General features: G+C 62.9%; 14 protein-coding genes. 12 read left to right on the top strand and 2 right to left on the bottom strand.

The features are described 5' to 3' along the window. Positions 1 to 21: 21 nt before the first annotated feature. From WDS16_RS14175 to WDS16_RS14140, 8 genes are all read left to right on the top strand, one after another. Positions 22 to 156 (top strand): hypothetical protein, encoded by a 135-nt coding sequence (locus tag WDS16_RS14175; RefSeq protein ID WP_338885899.1) that lies wholly within the window; start codon positions 22 to 24, stop codon positions 154 to 156. A gap of 114 nt (positions 157 to 270) precedes the next feature. Then, positions 271 to 1,563, top strand: a complete 1,293-nt coding sequence (locus tag WDS16_RS14170) for a transcriptional regulator (protein WP_338885898.1) — start codon at positions 271 to 273, stop codon at positions 1,561 to 1,563. A 117-nt stretch (positions 1,564 to 1,680) separates the two neighbouring features. Continuing rightward, the gene (locus WDS16_RS14165) at positions 1,681 to 3,204 is read left to right on the top strand and encodes an aldehyde dehydrogenase family protein (protein ID WP_338885897.1); all 1,524 of its coding nucleotides are present in this window, start codon (positions 1,681 to 1,683) and stop codon (positions 3,202 to 3,204) included. A gap of 62 nt (positions 3,205 to 3,266) precedes the next feature. Continuing rightward, the gene (locus WDS16_RS14160) at positions 3,267 to 3,758 is read left to right on the top strand and encodes a DUF779 domain-containing protein (RefSeq protein WP_338893441.1); all 492 of its coding nucleotides are present in this window, start codon (positions 3,267 to 3,269) and stop codon (positions 3,756 to 3,758) included. Positions 3,759 to 3,973: 215 nt separating this feature from the next. Continuing rightward, complete coding sequence (eat, locus tag WDS16_RS14155) at positions 3,974 to 5,410, top strand: ethanolamine permease (protein WP_338885896.1); 1,437 nt, start codon at positions 3,974 to 3,976, stop codon at positions 5,408 to 5,410. Next, the gene (locus WDS16_RS14150; protein WP_338885895.1) at positions 5,407 to 6,819 is read left to right on the top strand and encodes an ethanolamine ammonia-lyase subunit EutB; all 1,413 of its coding nucleotides are present in this window, start codon (positions 5,407 to 5,409) and stop codon (positions 6,817 to 6,819) included. Before eat ends, WDS16_RS14150 begins: the two co-directional genes overlap by 4 nt. Then, positions 6,816 to 7,595, top strand: a complete 780-nt coding sequence (gene eutC, locus WDS16_RS14145; protein ID WP_338885894.1) for an ethanolamine ammonia-lyase subunit EutC — start codon at positions 6,816 to 6,818, stop codon at positions 7,593 to 7,595. Before WDS16_RS14150 ends, eutC begins: the two co-directional genes overlap by 4 nt. Positions 7,596 to 7,647: 52 nt before the next feature. Beyond that, a complete protein-coding gene (locus tag WDS16_RS14140) occupies positions 7,648 to 9,270 on the top strand; it encodes an AMP-binding protein (RefSeq protein ID WP_338885893.1) in 1,623 nt (540 codons plus the stop codon). A 54-nt stretch (positions 9,271 to 9,324) separates the two neighbouring features. Here the strand turns inward: WDS16_RS14140 and WDS16_RS14135 are convergent, their stop codons facing one another. Then, positions 9,325 to 10,218 (bottom strand): type IV toxin-antitoxin system AbiEi family antitoxin domain-containing protein, encoded by an 894-nt coding sequence (locus tag WDS16_RS14135; protein ID WP_338885892.1) that lies wholly within the window; start codon positions 10,216 to 10,218, stop codon positions 9,325 to 9,327. A 206-nt stretch (positions 10,219 to 10,424) separates the two neighbouring features. Here WDS16_RS14135 and WDS16_RS14130 point away from each other — a divergent pair, with 206 nt between their 5' ends. Next, complete coding sequence (locus tag WDS16_RS14130) at positions 10,425 to 12,365, top strand: acetoacetate--CoA ligase (protein WP_338885891.1); 1,941 nt, start codon at positions 10,425 to 10,427, stop codon at positions 12,363 to 12,365. Here the strand turns inward: WDS16_RS14130 and WDS16_RS14125 are convergent. After that, complete coding sequence (locus WDS16_RS14125; RefSeq protein ID WP_338885890.1) at positions 12,353 to 12,787, bottom strand: thioesterase family protein; 435 nt, start codon at positions 12,785 to 12,787, stop codon at positions 12,353 to 12,355. The two genes, WDS16_RS14130 and WDS16_RS14125, sit on opposite strands and share 13 nt — an antisense overlap. A gap of 41 nt (positions 12,788 to 12,828) precedes the next feature. Here WDS16_RS14125 and WDS16_RS14120 point away from each other — a divergent pair, with 41 nt between their 5' ends. From WDS16_RS14120 to WDS16_RS14110, 3 genes are read left to right on the top strand one after another with little or no spacing between them, the layout of a single operon-like run. Continuing rightward, complete coding sequence (locus tag WDS16_RS14120; protein WP_338885889.1) at positions 12,829 to 14,277, top strand: amidohydrolase; 1,449 nt, start codon at positions 12,829 to 12,831, stop codon at positions 14,275 to 14,277. Between the two features lie 5 nt (positions 14,278 to 14,282). Beyond that, positions 14,283 to 14,879, top strand: coding sequence for a TetR/AcrR family transcriptional regulator (locus WDS16_RS14115; RefSeq protein WP_422395832.1), 597 nt, complete (start codon positions 14,283 to 14,285; stop codon positions 14,877 to 14,879). A gap of 10 nt (positions 14,880 to 14,889) precedes the next feature. Next, positions 14,890 to 15,315 carry a PPOX class F420-dependent oxidoreductase gene (locus WDS16_RS14110; RefSeq protein WP_338885887.1) on the top strand — a complete coding sequence of 142 codons (426 nt, stop codon included), beginning with the start codon at positions 14,890 to 14,892 and terminating at the stop codon, positions 15,313 to 15,315. The last annotated feature ends 283 nt before the right edge of the window (positions 15,316 to 15,598 follow it).

Raw genomic sequence — 15,598 nt, 5'->3', positions numbered from 1 at the left:
GCAGAGAATGGGGCTAACCCGATGTCTGATAAGTCTCCTCGCAATTCCATGACCAAGAAGTCCGGAAAGTCGTTGAAGGAGAAGCGCGCGGACAAGAAGACGAAGGCGTCCGGCGACACGAGCATCGACATTTCCGCGACGAACAAGAAGCGCTGACCGAAGGCAGGCCCTTCGGCCTCGGCGCTCAACCACCGGGGAAGAAGGGGTTGTATTCTGCGTGTGTGAGCTGCGTTACAGTAGGGTGACCGCGCCAGAAGAGGTAGCTGTGTGATGACTGGAAGAATCCGGGGGCAGGGCAACCCGTGGGTTGCTGTTCGCCCTGGTGAGGACATCGATGTCCTTGCTCGACGGATGACGACCGCGCATCGGTCGTTCGTCGAGGACAGGTCACCATCGGACAGCGTTCGCTCTGTGGTTCTCGATTCCTGGTTGCGAAGCAGAACGCAAGGCGTGGACCCGGACGGCGGTGACGACTCGGTCGTCCTCTCCGGCGCCGAACTCGATCGATACCGCGATGGCCATCCGATGTCGATCATCAGGCCCGTCATCCGCAAGCTGCTCGTCGAAGATGCAGCCGATACCGGCCTGCTCGTCGCGATCTCGGACGCCGAAGGTCGCCTACTGTGGGTCGAGGGCGATTCCGCCGCGAAAGACCGTGCCAGTTCGATGAATTTTGCGGAGGGCGTCGACTGGAGCGAGGAGAGCAAAGGGACCAATGCTCCTGGAACTGCTCTCGCCGTCGATCACTGTGTGCAGATATTCGCTGCGGAGCACTTCAGCCGATCCGTCCACGAGTGGAGCTGCTCGGCTGCACCTGTGCACCACCCGACCAGTGGTCAAATCCTGGGCGCTATCGATATCACGGGCGGACCGCGTGTGGCGGTGCCAGAGGTGCTCTCGTTGATCCGTGCCACGGTCGCAGCAGCGGAATCGGAGCTGCGTGTGCATCTGATGAACTCGCCGAAGTCGCTGGGGGACACGGCCCCTCGCTTGGAAGTACTCGGATCCGGTAAGCCGGGGGTGGTGCGGAGTTCCGGTCGCGTCTCGCTGTCGCAGCGTCATGCCGAGATCCTCCTTCTGCTCGCCGACCACCCGGAGGGACTGAGTTCGGATCACCTCGCGGTGCTACTCGACGAGCACGAGCTGGACTCGGTCACCATCCGTGCGGAGATGTCACGGTTGCGGAAGGCCTTCGGCTCGGCAGGTCTCGCGTCACGTCCCTATCGCCTGGTGGGGGAGCTGAATTCCGACGTCGGCGACATTCGCCGTGCCCTGGACCGCGGCGATGTGGAAGCAGCGCTGCGGATCTACACCGGTCCGGTTCTGCCGGGATCTTCGGCGCCCGGCATCGAGGAGATTCGCGAGGAACTCCGCTCGCGCGTTCAAGCGGCATTGCTGCGGGTGGGTGACCCCGTCCTGCTCGCGCAGTGGACGTCGTCGATTCACGGCCGGGCCGACGTCATCGCCTGGGAGGCCTACCGGGCGACTCTGAGTCGCGACTCCGCCCTGTACGGCCAGGTCAACGCTCGTATAGACCTGCTCGATCGACAGCTGGGCGTCTGATAGTCGCGTGCATGAGTCGCTATGTCATAGCTGCACGCGGTGCAGCAACGTAGTTGCAACGTTGCAGGCTCTAGTGTTCTGAATCACATCAGTTCTGTTGATCAGAAGGAGTCCTAGATGTCTGTTTACGCCCGCCCCGGTACCGAGAATTCGGTCATGTCGTTCCAGCCGCGCTACGAGAACTGGATCGGCGGCGAGTGGGTACCACCGGTCAAGGGCCAGTATTTCGAGAACCCGACTCCCGTCACCGGTGAGAACTTCTGCGAGGTAGCTCGCTCCACGTCCGAGGACATCGAGCTCGCACTCGATGCCGCACACGCCGCGGCACCTGCATGGGGCAAGACCTCCGCAGCAGAGCGCGCCGTGATTCTCAACAAGATCGCCGATCGTATCGCCGAGAACCTCGAGTCGATCGCGCTCGCCGAGTCCTGGGACAACGGCAAGCCGATTCGCGAGACTCTCAACGCCGACATCCCGTTGGCCGTCGATCACTTCCGCTACTTCGCCGGGTGCATCCGTGCGCAAGAAGGCTCGCTGTCCGAAATCGACTCCGACACAGTCGCGTACCACTTCCACGAGCCCCTGGGTGTCGTCGGCCAGATCATTCCGTGGAACTTCCCGATCCTCATGGCGGTATGGAAGCTCGCCCCCGCGCTGGCAGCCGGAAACGCTGTCGTCCTCAAGCCGGCCGAGCAGACACCCGCATCGATTCTGCACCTGATTTCGATCATCGGTGATCTGCTTCCCGCTGGAGTGCTCAACGTCGTCAACGGGTTCGGTACCGAGGCCGGCAAGCCCCTCGCGTCCAGCCCGCGTATCGCCAAGATCGCGTTCACCGGCGAGACCACCACCGGACGACTGATCATGCAGTACGCCTCGCAGAACCTGATTCCGGTCACCCTCGAGCTCGGCGGCAAGAGCCCCAACGTCTTCTTCTCCGATGTTCTTTCGGCCAACGACGACTACCAGGACAAAGCACTCGAAGGCTTCACGATGTTCGCCCTCAACCAGGGTGAAGTGTGCACCTGCCCGTCGCGTTCGCTCATCCAGGCAGACATCTACGACGAGTTCCTCGCGCTCGCAGCGATCCGCACCAAGGCTGTGCGACAGGGCAATCCGCTCGATACCGACACGATGATCGGTGCCCAGGCATCGAACGATCAGCTCGAGAAGATCCTGTCCTACATCGAGATCGGCAAGGGCGAGGGTGCGCAGGTCGTCACCGGCGGTGAGCGTGCTCAGCTCGGCGGAGACCTCAACGGCGGCTACTACGTTCAGCCCACGATCTTCACCGGCAAGAACGACATGCGCATCTTCCAGGAGGAGATCTTCGGACCGGTCGTCTCGGTGACATCGTTCAAGGACTACGACGAGGCCATCTCCATCGCCAACGACACCCTCTACGGACTGGGTGCAGGCGTGTGGTCGCGAGACGGGGGCGTCGCCTATCGTGCGGGTCGCGACATCAAGGCCGGTCGGGTGTGGACGAATACCTACCATCAGTACCCGGCGCACGCTGCCTTCGGTGGATACAAGCAGTCGGGCATCGGCCGCGAGAATCACAAGATGATGCTGGATCACTACCAGCAGACGAAGAACCTTCTTGTCAGCTACGCGCAGAAGGCCCAGGGCTTCTTCTGATGCCTGACGGGTCGGGTCCAGCTCCGGCTGCACCGGCGCGTCTGCGAGCCACCGCCGGGGCGATGGAGCTTCTCCGTCGCCTCGGCGGTATCCACGGCGCACTGATGATGCATCAGTCCGGCGGTTGCTGTGACGGGTCGTCACCGATGTGTTATCCCGCAGGCGAGTTCATCGTCGGAGACCGGGACGTATTGCTCGGGCTGCTCGATCTTCGTCTCGGTGTCGATGACATCCCTGACGATCTTCCCGACGGTGACGACGCAGTGCCGGTGTGGATTTCGGGTTCGCAGTTCGAGGCGTGGAAGCACACGCAGATGGTCCTCGACGTCGTGCCCGGGCGTGGATCCGGCTTCTCCCTCGAGACACCGGAGGGTCTGCGGTTTCTCAGCCGAGGGCGCGCGTTCACCCCGGAGGAGAACGACGCACTGAAAAACACGGCGCCACTGGTAGGCGTCGACTGGGAAGAGGGACGCAGGCCGCCGGTTCCACGCGACGTTCTCGTCGTCGCAGAAGCGGTGGATGCGTGTCCGGTTCCGGGAATGCTCCAGGGGTAGATGCTCCGCCCCAGTGGCGCGGTTAAGTGCATTGCAGTGCACTCAACCGCGCCACTGGCGCCGGAGGCGCCTGCGATCGGCGCCGCACCGGACTGGTAGCGCTGTAATCCTGTCGTCATATTTCGATCACTCCGCGCTTACACCGCGGGCATATCTTGATTCGATTCGCTTCCCCCCGGGCGATTACGAGCTGACTGCTTCGAGAGAGGCCGGACATGTCCACCAAACCAACAGGCGCCCACCACGACGGGACCGAGTCCCACGTCGAAGGAAGCGAATATCTGGCGAAACGTCAGTTGAAGAAGGGAACCGCGGGTTGGGTTCTGCTCGCCGGCCTCGGCGTCAGCTATGTCATCTCGGGTGACTACTCGGGCTGGAACTTCGGTTTGGAGCAGGGCGGGTTCGGCGGTCTGTTGATCGCGGGAATCGTCATTGCCGGCATGTATCTAGCGATGGTGCTCGGCATGGCCGAGATGTCCTCGGCGCTGCCGGCGGCGGGCGGTGGCTACACGTTCGCGCGTCGCGCGCTCGGACCGTGGGGCGGATTTGCAACAGGGACAGCGATTCTCATCGAGTACGCCATCGCGCCGGCAGCTATTGCGACCTTCATCGGTGCCTACGTCGAGTCTCTCGGGCTCTTCGGAATCACCGACGGGTGGTGGGTCTATCTCGCCGTGTACGCGATCTTCATCGGGATCCATCTCGCCGGCGCGGGTGAAGCTCTCAAGATCATGTTCGTGATCACCGCGATCGCACTCGTAGGCCTGGTGATCTTCGCGTTGTCGGCGGTGGGCCAGTTCGACTCGGCCAACCTGACCGATATCGCTCCGACCGACGCCGCGGGTGCATCGAGCTTCCTGCCGTTCGGATATCTCGGAATCTGGGCGGCTGTTCCGTTCGCGATCTGGTTCTTTCTGGCGATCGAAGGTGTGCCGTTGGCAGCCGAGGAAGCGAAGGACCCAACCAAGAACGTTCCGCGAGGAATCATCGCGGCCATGGCTGTTCTCCTCGTGACCGGTGCAGGTGTGCTCTTCCTCGTCACCGGAGCAGGTGGCGCGGAGGCGATGCAGGCGTCGGGCAATCCGCTGGTCGAGGCTCTCGGTGACAGCTCGGCCGCGAAGGTCGTCAACTACATCGGGCTCGCAGGACTGATCGCGAGCTTCTTCTCGATCATGTACGCGTACTCGAGGCAGCTGTTCGCACTGTCGCGTGCCGGCTACCTGCCGAAGACGCTGTCGGTGACCAACTCTCGCAAGGCTCCGACCCTTGCGCTGATCGTCCCGGGCGTCATCGGGTTTCTGCTTTCGCTCACCGGTCAGGGCGCGATGCTGCTGAATATGGCCGTGTTCGGCGCTGCATTGAGTTACGTTCTGATGATGGTCAGCCACATCGTGCTGCGTCGCAAGGAACCGCACATGGAGCGTCCGTACCGCACCCCGGGCGGCATTGCCACCACCGGATTCGCCCTCGTCATCGCAGCTCTCGCGGTGGTTGCGACCTTCCTGGTGGACAGCACCGCCGCGCTGTGGTGCCTCGCGGTCTTCGCGGCATTCATGGTGTACTTCGGCGTCTACAGCCGTCATCATCTCGTCGCGAATTCACCGGACGAAGAATTCGCCGCACTCGCGGAAGCAGAAGCCGAACTCGAATGAGCATCTATACACAGTCGGTATCCGGCACGACCTATCAGTTCGACGGCCTCGTCGAACTGATGGCGAAGGCAACGCCCTTGCGCTCCGGCGACGAACTGGCCGGCTGCGCTGCGCAGTCCGATGCAGAACGGGCCGCAGCACAATGGGCACTGTCCGAGGTGTCTCTCGACGTGTTCCTGCACGATCTGCTCGTTCCGTACGAGACCGACGAGGTCACCCGGCTCATCATCGACTCGCACGACCGGACCGCATTCGGTGCCGTGAAGCACCTGACCGTCGGCGGGCTGCGGGATTGGCTGCTCGACGCCGCCGCATCGCCGGATTCGGCGTCGATCCTTCGGTCCGTCGCAGCGGGGTTGACGCCCGAGATGGTCGCCGCTGTCAGCAAGATCATGCGCAATCAAGACCTGATCTCGGTTGCACGGGCTGCCGAGGTGACAGCGACTTTTCGGACGACCGTCGGATTGCCGGGGACATTGAGCACGCGGTTACAGCCGAACCACCCGACCGACGATCCACGTGGAATCGCCGCCGCGACGCTCGACGGCCTTCTACTCGGGTCCGGCGACGCGGTCATCGGGATCAATCCCGCGACCGATTCTCCGCACGCCACATCGGATCTGCTCTACCTGCTCGACGACATTCGACAGCGTTTCGAGATCCCGACGCAGTCGTGCGTGCTCTCGCACGTGACGACGACGATGGAGTTGATCGGCAAGGGAGTTCCCGTCGATCTCGTCTTCCAATCCGTTGCCGGCACCGAGGGTGCGAATTCCGGTTTCGGCGTGCATGTTTCGCTACTCCGCGAGGCCAACGAGGCAGGCCGCTCCCTGCATCGTGGAACGGTCGGAGACAACGTCATGTACCTCGAGACGGGGCAGGGGTCGGCGCTGAGTGCGGGCGCGCACCTGGGTATGGACGGAAAGCCTGTCGACCAACAGACGTTGGAAACTCGTGCGTACGCGGTGTGTCGAGATCTCGAGCCGTTGTTGGTCAACACGGTCGTCGGATTCATCGGCCCGGAGTATCTGTACGACGGTAAGCAGATCATTCGTGCAGGCCTGGAAGATCACTTCTGCGGCAAGCTTCTCGGTCTGCCGATGGGCGTCGACGTCTGTTACACCAACCACGCCGAAGCCGACCAGGACGACATGGATACCCTGCTCACACTGTTGGGGGCCGCAGGGGTTGCCTTCGTCATCGCGGTGCCCGGCGCCGACGATGTAATGCTCGGGTACCAGAGTCTGAGCTTCCACGACGTCCTGTACGTACGGCAGGTACTGGGGTTGAAGCCGGCACCCGAATTCGCTGCGTGGCTCGATCGCCTCGGGATGGTCGATTCCACTGGACGGATCCTCGACGTCGACGCCGTGGGCTCACCGCTTCGGGCGCTGACCGGTGCGCGATGAACGAACTCGAACCGAAGCGTCCGGACAGCGCGCTGTGGGATGAGCTCCGCCTGAGCACTCAGGCCCGGATCGGGCTCGGACGCACCGGTGACTCCCTACCGACTCGTCGGGTGCTGGAGTTCAGGTCCGCACACGCGGCAGCACGAGACGCGGTCCACATGCCGCTCGAGGTCGAGAAGTTCGCGGCGGACGTGGAGAAGGTGGGCGTCGGCGCGCCCGTTGTCGTGACGTCGAAGGCGACGTCGAGGGCCGAGTACCTGCGTAGGCCGGATCTGGGTCGCACCCCCGACGACCTGTCGTCGATCGACAAGGGCGACTTCGATCTCGGATTCGTCCTGAGCGACGGTTTGTCACCGAGAGCGTTGATGGATCACGGTTCGTCGATGCTCGAAGCGCTGGTGGCGGAGCTGTCGGACACGTATTCGATTGCGCCACCTGTGATTGCGACAGAGGCCCGAGTAGCGCTCGGTGACCATATCGCCGAGGCGATGGGTGTGCGTACCGTCGTTGTGCTGATCGGGGAGCGACCAGGTCTTTCGGTGGCGGACAGCCTCGGGATCTATCTCACTCACCTACCCGCGCCCGGGAAGTCCGATGCCGATCGGAACTGCATCTCGAACATTCATCCTCCGGAAGGCCTCGGGTATCAGCAGTCGGCGAAGATCGTTGCGGGTTTGATCTCCGGTGCGCGGAAGTTGGGTAGATCCGGCGTCGCTCTCAAAGACACCTCGCGTGCTGAAGCGCTCGAGTCGTCGGAGGCGTTGACCATCGAGTAGCACCCCTTTCCGGGGGTAGAGTAGCGTGACTCAGGTCACTACCCTGGCCGGTATGGAGAGTCTCAGTTTTTCGTCGGGAAGTTCGTCGACGCCGCTTCTCGAGGACACTATCGGCGCAGATCTCGATCGGGCCGCCGCTGCGCACGCTGGACGCGACGCACTGATCGACGTGTCGTCAGCTCGACGATGGACCTACTCGGAGTTTCTCGCGGACGTCGAATTGTTGGCGGCCGGCTTGCTCGTGAAAGGCGTGGGGCGTGGCGACCGCGTAGGGATGTGGGCCCCGAACTGTCCCGAATGGGTTCTGGCCCAGTACGCGACTGCGAAGATCGGTGCGATTCTGGTCAATATCAATCCGGCGTATCGGACGCACGAGTTGCGTTTCGTGCTGAAACAGGCCGGAGTATCGGTGCTGCTGTCGGCACAGGAGTTCAAGGGCTCGGACTACGCCGCGATGATCGACGAAGCGCGCACCGAGGCACCCGACCTACGCGAAGTCGTGTATATCGGCAGCTTCGGTTGGGAACTGATGACCGACAGAGGGCACCGCGCGATAGCCGAACATCCCTCGATGGTGGCAGACGTGCAAGCGACGTTGAACGCGCACGATCCGATCAATATCCAGTACACCTCCGGGACAACAGGATTCCCCAAGGGCGCCACGTTGAGTCATCGGAACATCTTGAACAACGGCTACTTCGTCGGCGAGCTGTGCCACTACACCTCGGCCGACCGTGTCTGCATTCCGGTGCCGTTCTATCACTGCTTCGGCATGGTGATGGGAAATCTCGCGTGCACCAGCCATGGCGCTGCGATCGTCATCGCAGGCCCGGCTTTCGACGCCGCATCGACGTTGACCGCCGTCGAGCAGGAACGGTGCACCTCGCTGTACGGGGTGCCGACGATGTTCATCGCCGAACTCGCGCTGGCCGAGTTCGATTCGTTCGATCTGAGTACTCTGCGTACCGGAATCATGGCCGGTTCGCCGTGCCCGACCGAGGTGATGAAGCAGGTCATCGAGCGAATGGGAATGTCGGAGGTCTCGATCTGTTACGGGATGACCGAGACGTCGCCGGTGTCGCTGCAGACTCGGAGCGAGGACTCCATCGAGCAGCGAGTGTCGACGGTGGGTGCCGTTGGGCCGCATCTCGAGGTGAAGATCGTCGATCCGGTCGACGATAGGACGCTGCCCCGCGGAGAGTCCGGGGAACTTTGCACCCGTGGTTATTCGGTCATGCTCGGGTACTGGGAACAGCTGGAGAAGACAGCCGAGGCGATCGACGGCGAGGGATGGATGCATACCGGCGACATCGGCGTCATGGATGACCTCGGCTACGTGTCGATCACCGGACGGATCAAGGACATGGTCATCCGCGGAGGCGAGAATGTCTATCCGCGGGAGATCGAAGAGTTCCTGTACACCCACCCCGATATCCTCGACGCGCAGGTGATCGGCGTTCCCGACGCCAAGTACGGCGAGGAACTGATGGTCTGGATTCGGATGAAGGACGGCGCGGCGCCGCTCGACGCCGACGCGGTCAAGGCGTTTTCCGCCGGCAAATTGGCGCACTACAAGATCCCGCGATACGTTCACGTCGTCGACGAATTTCCCATGACGGTCACCGGAAAGGTGCGCAAGGTGGAAATGCGCGAGCGGTCGCTGGACCTCATCTGACTCTTACAACCGCTTCGGCTGTCTACAACCGTCATTCGTGTTGTGAACGCGTATTCAGTGTGTGAGAGCGCGAGCCTTCGCTCGTTCGAATCGCATGTACACGTCATGGAAGCTCCATAAGTCCTTCCAAGTCCAGCGGAATACTACGTACCCCTCGTCACGAAGGGCGTCTTCCCTTTCCTTCTCGCGCGCAAGTGTCTCCGCACGCCCGCCGTACTTGGCCATTCCATCGAACTCGCCGATGATCCGAAATTGTGGCCAGAAGAAGTCGACCCGGAAATTCAGACCCGGCACCCGATACTGCAGCGACGGCGTAGGCATGTCATGGTCGATCATCTGCAGACGGCTGAGTGTCTCGCCTGCGCTTTCGCTGAGACCGTTCATTCGTGCGACTGCGCGGCGTGCCGCAGCGATGTTGTGCAGTCTGGAACTCTGCTCGAGAATCTCCGTCAGCTCGTCCGTCGTGATCGCGTACTTCCGGAGTGCAGAATCTCCGATCACCACCGCGTGATCCATATCGACGATTCGGGCAGTGTCGATGACCGTGCGAGCAGGGGAGGTGACCGGTAACGAATCGATCTCTACGACGGTCGCGGTTGTGAGAGCTGCGGTGTGTACGTGAACGCTCGACGTCTTTCGGCCGCCCGTCGACCTATCGGCAGTGAGGTGGACCCGGTCGAGCTCGGTGTTCCACATCGTGAGGCCATGCATCACCGCTGCCGAGATGTGGCTCACGGCATGATCGGTTCGGCCTCGGACCGCGGCGACCGCCCTGAGTCGGTGAACAGCAGTCGGCGTCAGGCCGTCGTACCCACGTGCGGGGTAGTAGATGCCTGTGGCGATCTTCCTGATCTCGCCTGCGTCGACCAGTCGGCGAAACTCGGCGTCGGTGTATCCAGCTGCCGACGCTGCTGTGCGCGTGAAGAATCCGTCCGAATCGGGGTGCATGCGACGATCGTGCAGTCGAGATCGTCGCATTGCCACCACCTGACCTGGGATTGTGGATGAACCGGGCAGCTGTGGATGGATTCTGGTTCGTTCGTACCACTCGACACTTCCTGCTTCCTACAACGTCCGTGTTCGTTTACAACGTCGATCCGGGTTGTAAACGCACATCTCGGTTGTGAAGAGTGGACTCGAGGAATACTCTCCCCATGACCGAGCCACAGTGGACGCCGTCGTCGGAGGATATCGAGAGCGCCCGCATCACGGATTTCGCCACGCAGGTAGGGCAGACGTACGGGGTGTCTTTCGACGACTACACGGCACTGTGGACATGGTCGACAGACAACCTCGAGCAGTTCTGGCAGGCGGTGTGGGACTACTTCGACATCATCGCGGACGAGGATCCGACCGCAGTGCTGGGCAGTGTCGACATGCCGGGAGCACAGTGGTTTCCGGGGGCAAAGCTCAACTATGTCGACCAGGTCAAGCGGCACGTCGACCGTGGTGGAGTCGCCATCGAGTACATCGCGGAGGACGGCACCGAGCGGGCGCTGAGCTGGGACGAACTGGCCCGCCAGGTCGGCGCACTCGCCGCGACTCTGACTTCGGCCGGAGTGGGTACGGGCGATCGGGTCGTCGGATACCTCCCCAATATCCCCGAGACTGTGGTGGCGTTTCTCGCGACGGCAACCGTCGGTGCGATCTGGTCCGCATGCGGTCAGGACTACTCTGCCTCGGCTGCCCTCGACCGCTTGGGTCAACTGGAACCGAAAGTACTCGTCACTGCCGACGGATACTCCTACGGAGGCAAATTTCACGACAAGAAGGCCGATGTGGCGTCCCTGCGTGCCGGACTCGCGACGGTGGAGTCGGTGATCCAGGTGGGTGACAACGTCGCCGAAGGGTCGACGAGCTGGACAGACGCCACTTCCGGCGCACACGAATGGGTGTCGACGCCGGTGCCGTTCGATCATCCGCTGTGGGTCGTCTTCTCCTCGGGTACGACGGGTCTGCCGAAGGGTATCGTGCACGGGCACGGTGGAGTGTTGCTCGAACATCTGAAGTCGGTTGCACTGCAGTCCGACATCGGGCCGGAGGACACGTTCCTCTGGTACACCAGCCCGAGTTGGATGATGTGGAACTTCCAAGTCGCAGGACTTCTCGTCGGTGCCACCATCGTGTGTTTCGACGGCAGTCCCGGATTTCCGTCACCCGACGCGTTGTGGTCGATCGCGGCACGACGACGGGTGACGTTCCTCGGGACGAGTCCCGGTTACGTGTTGGCCTGCATGAAAGCTGGTGCGCGTCCCTCCAGTGAACACGATCTGAGTGCACTTCGCGCTGTCGGAATCACCGGATCCTCGCTGCCCGCGTCGTCATCGATCTGGTTGGCGGACAACGTCGGTGCGCATGTTCCGGTGTTCTCGATCTCGGGTGGCACCGATGTCGTGTCGGCGTTCGTCGGCGGTGTCCGGACGGTACCGGTGTGGCCGGGTGAGCTGTCGGCGCCGTACCTCGGCGTCGCACTCGATTCGTTCGGTGAACGCGGTGAGTCACTTCTCGGTGACGTCGGCGAATTGGTGATCACGCAGCCGATGCCGTCGATGCCGATTCGCTTCTGGAACGATGTCGACGGAAGTCGCTATCGCAGTGCCTATTTCGACAGCTTCCCCGGAGTGTGGCGGCATGGGGACTGGATCACCCGCACCGAACACGGGAGTGTCCTTGTGCACGGCAGGTCCGATTCCACGCTGAACCGCAACGGAATCAGAATGGGAAGCGCGGACATCTACCAGGCAGTCGAATCGTTGCCCGAAGTCGTCGAATCACTGGTGTTGGGAGTCGAATCCGAGGACGGCGGTTACTGGATGCCTCTGTTCGTAGTGTTGGCCGACGGCGCCGAACTCGACGATGAGCTCCGCCGGAAGATCAAGGACGTCATCACCGAACACGCATCGGCGCGGCACGTTCCCGACGAGATCATCGCGGCGCCTGGAATCCCGCATACGAGAACGGGGAAGAAGCTCGAAGTCCCGCTCAAGAAGATTTTTCAGGGCCGCGAGCAGTCAGGTGCATTCGACCGAACCTCGGTCGACGCTCCGGAACTGGTGGATTGGTTCGTCGCACGTGGGCGCGATCACGAGCGGTGACGCGTCCATTTCGCCAGGAACTCCTTCTCTTCGGCGGTGATGCGGCGCAGTCGCTCCGAGCCGATATCCACCATCGCCATCTGAGTGGTCGCGAGTACCGCGGGAGCGGAATCGGCCGCTGCGCCGGATGGACGCACCTCGTAGCCGATGGTGAAGTCGACGGATCGCACCTGCTCGAACCACAGGGCTATGTCGAGCGGGCTGTGGGAATGGCGCAACGGCTTCTTGTACGAGATGTTCACGTTCGCGATCAGTGCGCTCTTGATCAGCGACTCGTTGGCTTCGCCTGCGCTGAGAAGCCATTCGATGCGAGCCTCCTCCAACAAGGTGACCATTCTGGCGTGATTGATGTGGGCGAAGGCGTCCATGTCGGACCAGCGGACTGTGATGGTGGCGTGGTAGGCCTGTTCGACGTGTGTCACCGCCATACGTTCTCATGCCCACGGTGATCTAGAGTCCGGGTGTGTTGATCAGAAACGTGGTCCTGGCTCCGGGTGGAGACGCCGTCGACGTGCAGACGGTGTGCGGCGAGATCGCCGAGGTCGGGCCGGCCCAGTCGACGACACGTCCGATCGAGGGAGACGTTCTCGACGGTGGGGGCGCCGCATTGCTTCCCTCGTTCGTCGACAATCACCTGCACCTGACGCAGTGGGCGGCGTCCTTGACGCGGATCGACGTCTCCGGGGCGGATTCCGCAGTGGACCTCGTCGACATACTCGCGCGGTCCAACGAACGGCACGGTCACGGGATTCTCCGAGCCCAGGGATTCCGAGATGCGCTGTGGCCTGATGCACCGCACAAAGATGTACTGCAGAACGTGCTGCCGGGGCGACCTGTTGCCGTCACGAGCATGGACCTGCACACGCTATGGCTCAGTCCCGCTCTACTGGCCGATCTGGGCATGGATCATCCGACCGGTGTGCTCCGAGACCACGAGTGCATGGAGGGACTCAACGCCCTCGACAAGCTGACGAACATCGATGACAGCGATCATGACACTCTCGCCGCAACCGCCGAGTTGGCGCGACGCGGAATCACCGCGGTCACCGACTTCGAGTACGCGGACAACCGGGCAGTGTGGGGCCGACGTATCGAGCACGCAGCACCGGCGGTCGACATCCATTTCGCAGTGTGGCGGGAGTGGCTGGAACACGAACTCGTCCTCGGCGCACGCACCGGCGACGCCATCGCCGAGCACGTCGCACTCGGACCGCTCAAAGTCATGTTCGACGGTTCACTCAACACCCGGACCGCGTGTTGCCACGATCCTTATCCCGGCGGAAGCTCGAGCGGTGTGTTGCTCGAGACGCCGGAGGACCTCGTCGCGCTCATGGCGAGCGCTCGTTCAGGTGGAATCCTGCCGGCGATCCACGCGATCGGCGACAGGGCCAACTCACTGGCACTCGACGCGTTCGAGCGGGTCGGTGGCGGTGGCCGGATCGAACATGCGCAGCAGCTTGTCGCCTCCGACGTGCAACGCTTCGCCGCCTTGGGTGTCAGCGCTTCGGTGCAGCCCCAGCACGCGATCAGCGATCGCGACGTCGCGGACGAACTCTGGGGCGGTCGAGGGTCGATCGCGTACCCCTACCGGTCGTTGCATCGAGCGGGGGCCCGGCTTCTCTTTGGGTCCGATGCGCCGGTCAGTCCGCCTTCGCCCCTCGACTCGATCGCCGACGCCGTATGGCGGACCGACGACGAGCGGCCACCGTGGCATTCGGAGGAGGCGTTGCCGCTCGACATCGCGATTGCCGCCGCATGCGGCGGAAGGGCCTCCATCGAGCTGGGGATGTCGGCAGACGTAGTACTCCTGGCCGAGCATCCGGCAGTTCTGAGCAACAAAGACCTTCGCGCGGTCCCGGTGCTGGCTACGGTACGGGCGGGAGCCATCACGTTCGGTGGGTCACCGACGTGAGCGAGGTGCCCGCGTGGCAGGTGTACGGGGAAGCGGACCTGCCACTTCCGCTCGCTGCTGCGCTGGCGGCATTCGTCGAGCAGGGTTACCACGGGACGTCGGTGCGGGAGATTGCCGGCCGAGCCGGTCTGTCGGTACCGGGGCTCTACCATCACTATCCGTCGAAGCAGGCCATGCTTGTCGGCTTGATGTCTGCGTCGATGGACGAGCTGCTCGCCCGGTCCCGCCAGGCGGAGTCCGGAGCCGGCTCTTCTCCGCTGGCACGCTTCGACGCTGTCGTTCGGTCGCTGCTGTTGTTCCATATGTATCGACGGGACCAGGCGTTCCTGGGATCGACCGAGATACGCAGCTTGGAGCCTGCCAATCGGGCCCACTATGTCGGCCGACGAGACGAACAACAACGCATGCTCGACGGGATCGTGGCGGCGGGCATCGAGTCCGGTGACTTCGATCTCCGGCATGTGGAGGACGCATCGCGAGCGGTGACGTCGATGTGCGTCGGTGTCGCAGGGTGGTATCGACCGGACGGACCGTTGAATCCCGCCGAACTCGTGGAGATCTACCTCGGTATAGCTCGGCGAATTGTCGGGGCAGCAGGGTAGGTTCGCGACCATGGCATCGTTGAGCGATTCGGACGTTCGAGAGTTTCTTGACCACGGGACCAGGACGGGCAAGCTGGGCTACGTCGCCCGGGACGGTCGCCCGCTCGTAGCCCCGGTGTGGTTCGTCGTAGAGGACGAGGCGATCGTGTTCAACACTGGCGCGGACACCGCGAAGGGCAAGGCCATCGCACGTGACCCGCGGGTTGTGCTGACTGTCGACTTGGAAGAACCGCCGTATGCATTCGTGCAGGTCCAGGGGGTTGCGGACGCATCGGAGGAGCCCGCGGACTTGCTGCGGACAGCCACAGCTATCGGCGAGCGGTACATGGGGGCCGACCGAGCGGAGGAATTCGGTAGACGTAACGGAGTCCCGGGTGAGCTGGTCGTTCGCATCAGGCCCACCAAGATCATCGCGTCGCTGAACATGACTGCTTGATCCGGTGTGCTGTTCGACTGACGGCACCACCTGGCTTTGGTCAACTCCACTGGGTGACCTGTAGATTGGACCGGTGCTGATACTGGACGTGGAACGGGGGTGCTCGGCCCAGTCTCGCAGGTGTGGGTGGGCGCGGGGCGGCGCCGCGACGTTGCCCGGGTGCATCGTGCAGATCAGCTGCCTCTCGAGGGCTCACGATCGACGCCTGTAACGATCGTGCCCCCCAACGAGGATGTACCGATGGGTAACTTCATCAACGCGCGGGGCGGCGAGTCGTTCTGAT

It is taken from the genome of Rhodococcus sovatensis (assembly GCF_037327425.1).
Taxonomy (GTDB): Bacteria; Actinomycetota; Actinomycetes; order Mycobacteriales; family Mycobacteriaceae; genus Rhodococcoides; species Rhodococcoides sovatense.
This window is presented reverse-complemented; position numbering and strand designations above follow the sequence as displayed.

Bases quoted from the DNA above. Each gene is read 5' to 3' on its own strand.
- WDS16_RS14175 (WP_338885899.1), top strand. From the start codon at position 22: ATGTCTGATAAGTCTCCTCGCAATTCCATGACCAAGAAGTCCGGAAAG.
- WDS16_RS14170 (WP_338885898.1), top strand. From the start codon at position 271: ATGACTGGAAGAATCCGGGGGCAGGGCAACCCGTGGGTTGCTGTTCGC.
- WDS16_RS14165 (WP_338885897.1), top strand. From the start codon at position 1,681: ATGTCTGTTTACGCCCGCCCCGGTACCGAGAATTCGGTCATGTCGTTC.
- WDS16_RS14160 (WP_338893441.1), top strand. From the start codon at position 3,267: ATGGAGCTTCTCCGTCGCCTCGGCGGTATCCACGGCGCACTGATGATG.
- eat (WP_338885896.1), top strand. From the start codon at position 3,974: ATGTCCACCAAACCAACAGGCGCCCACCACGACGGGACCGAGTCCCAC.
- WDS16_RS14150 (WP_338885895.1), top strand. From the start codon at position 5,407: ATGAGCATCTATACACAGTCGGTATCCGGCACGACCTATCAGTTCGAC.
- eutC (WP_338885894.1), top strand. From the start codon at position 6,816: ATGAACGAACTCGAACCGAAGCGTCCGGACAGCGCGCTGTGGGATGAG.
- WDS16_RS14140 (WP_338885893.1), top strand. From the start codon at position 7,648: ATGGAGAGTCTCAGTTTTTCGTCGGGAAGTTCGTCGACGCCGCTTCTC.
- WDS16_RS14135 (WP_338885892.1), bottom strand. From the start codon at position 10,218: ATGCACCCCGATTCGGACGGATTCTTCACGCGCACAGCAGCGTCGGCA.
- WDS16_RS14130 (WP_338885891.1), top strand. From the start codon at position 10,425: ATGACCGAGCCACAGTGGACGCCGTCGTCGGAGGATATCGAGAGCGCC.
- WDS16_RS14110 (WP_338885887.1), top strand. From the start codon at position 14,890: ATGGCATCGTTGAGCGATTCGGACGTTCGAGAGTTTCTTGACCACGGG.